This is a genomic window from Cellulomonas sp. P4_B5_2 (genome assembly GCF_056402235.1).
The window spans coordinates 1-2,081 of record NZ_JBFUHU010000466.1 but is presented as its reverse complement, the minus strand read 5'-3'; the positions used below and the strand labels follow the sequence as shown (position 1 = coordinate 2,081).

The window sequence follows — 2,081 nt, the reverse complement described above, 5'->3', positions numbered from 1 at the left end:
GGTCGACGCGCTCACGGCCAGCACCGGCGACGCGCCCAGGCCGTCCTCGACCGCCAGCCGCTGCAGGTCCGCCACCATCGCCCGCTGCTCCGCGGGGCTTAGCCGGTCGGCCTGGTTGAGCACCAGGACCACGACTCCCGCGTGGTCCCGGAGCCCGCGCAGGTAGCGGGTGTGCAGGGCGGCGTCGGCGTACTTCTGCGGGTCCACCACCCAGACCAGCAGGTCCACGCGCGCGTACAGCCGCTCGGCGATCGTGCGGTGCTCGGTGACCACGGAGTCGTGGTCGGGCAGGTCGAGGAGCACCAGGCCGGTCGCCGACTCCAGGGCGCGGCTCGCGGCGACGTGCCGCTGGCGGACGTCGAGCCAGTCCAGGAGCTCGTCGGCGCCCTGATCCGTGTCGTCGCCCTTGGCGGGGACGATCACCGCGACCGGCTGCCCGGTGGTGGGCCGGCGGACGCCCGGCTCCGCGATGCGCGCTCCGGCGAGGGCGTTGAGCAGCGACGACTTCCCCGACCCGGTCGCGCCGGCGAGCGCGACCACCGTGTACTCACCCGACAGCGACGCACGGTCCCGCGCCTTGGCGACGACGGCCGTGGGTGCCTCGAGGGCGGCGTCGGGCAGCCGCCCGCGGGCAAGACCGACGGCCTCGTCGAGCGCCGCGACGCGCCCCGTCAAGCTCCCCGCCGACGCGCTCACCCGTCGCCCCGGAACCACCGGTTCCACCACCGGGGGCGCTCCGGCTCCTCACGGTCGGGCACTGCCACGGCGCGGCCGACAGCCCCGGTCCCGCGCAGGTGCCCGCTGCCACCGGCGGGGAGCTCGCCGGCGCCCCACGCGGTCGCGGCGGTCCGCGCCGCCATCGCCGAGCTGACGGCCGCGGCCGACGCCCGCAGGTCGTCGCCGTCCCGTCCGCGCGCTCCCGTGGCATCCAGCTGGCGCGTGAACCGGGACGACTCCTCCTCCAGCAGCGCGTCCGTCCGAGCCGCGAGGCTCCTGTGCGCCTCCTGCGTGAGCCGGCGCACGGCGTCGTCCCCGAAGACCGCCTCCAGCAGGCGCTGCGCGAGCAGGGCCGACCCGCCGACGATGCCGATCTCGGCACCCGTGATTCCGCCGGTCGACGCGAAGACCGCGACCATGAGCACGGCGCCGAGCCCGTTGACCCCGTAGGACAGCGCGCGCGCGGTCGTCCGCTTGTCGGCACCCTCCGTCTCGACGAGGGACAGCACGTCGCCCTGCCAGGCCCGGACCTGTTCCGCCGTCCGCGTCCGCAGATCGCTCGACGCCCGCGACAGGGCGAGCCCRTCGAGCAGGGCGAGGCCCGCCGGGTCGTGCCGCCACGCGGAGTGAGCGGTCTCGGCGGCGTCCTCCGCGGCATCCTGGATGACGGCAGACAACCCGTGCGCCACCGCCTCGACGAGCGCCGGCTCGGCCGGTCGGCGTCCGCGCACGAACCCCACCAGGCGGTCGCGAAGCCGGGACACCCCCTGCTCGAGGGAGCGGAACCACTCGCTGGTGCCGACCACGTCCTGCCACCGGGCCAGCACCTCGCCGCGCAGCAGCGTCCCGTCGGAGGTCGCGTGCGCGATCTGGGCCGCCGCCGACGCGTACGCCGCCGTCACCGCCGAGCGCAGCCGCGCGTCTGCCTCCCGCTGCTCGTCCGCCGCCGCGGCCAGGTCGAGCGCCCGGCGGGACACGTCGGCGACCGCCCCGTCCCAGGTCTCGGCGAGCGCGGCCGCGCGGACCGCAGGGTCGGTGGCCGTCCGGGTGAGGAAGTCGGCGATCGGCCCCACGGCGTGCTCGGGCAACAGTCCGTCCTCGAGAGCGACCTCGGGCACCACGATCACCGTGGCCGACGACAGGCCGGCGTCCCCAAGCATCTGCTGCAGGTGGTCGCCCACCGCGGTCTCGGTACCGACGTCCACCCGGTCCAGCACGAGCGCCAGGTGCGTGCCCCGCTGGGCGGCGTCGGCCAGCAGCTCCCACGGGACGGCGTCCGCGTACCGCGCGGCGGTCGTGACGAACAGCCAGACGTCCGCGGCACCCAGCAGCTGGGCGGCAAGGATGCGGTTGCCCTCCTCGAC

1 protein-coding gene and 1 pseudogene are annotated in these 2,081 nt (G+C 76.3%); both read right to left on the bottom strand.

Annotated features, from left to right (window positions below; translation table 11 throughout):
• Positions 1 to 675, bottom strand: a 675-nt coding sequence (locus tag AC1DUQ_RS21180; RefSeq protein ID WP_477074568.1) for a GTPase, incomplete at its 3' end; no start/stop codon positions are given.
• Between the two features lie 17 nt (positions 676 to 692).
• Positions 693 to 2,081, bottom strand: a pseudogene (locus AC1DUQ_RS21175) (ABC transporter); the annotation flags it as partial.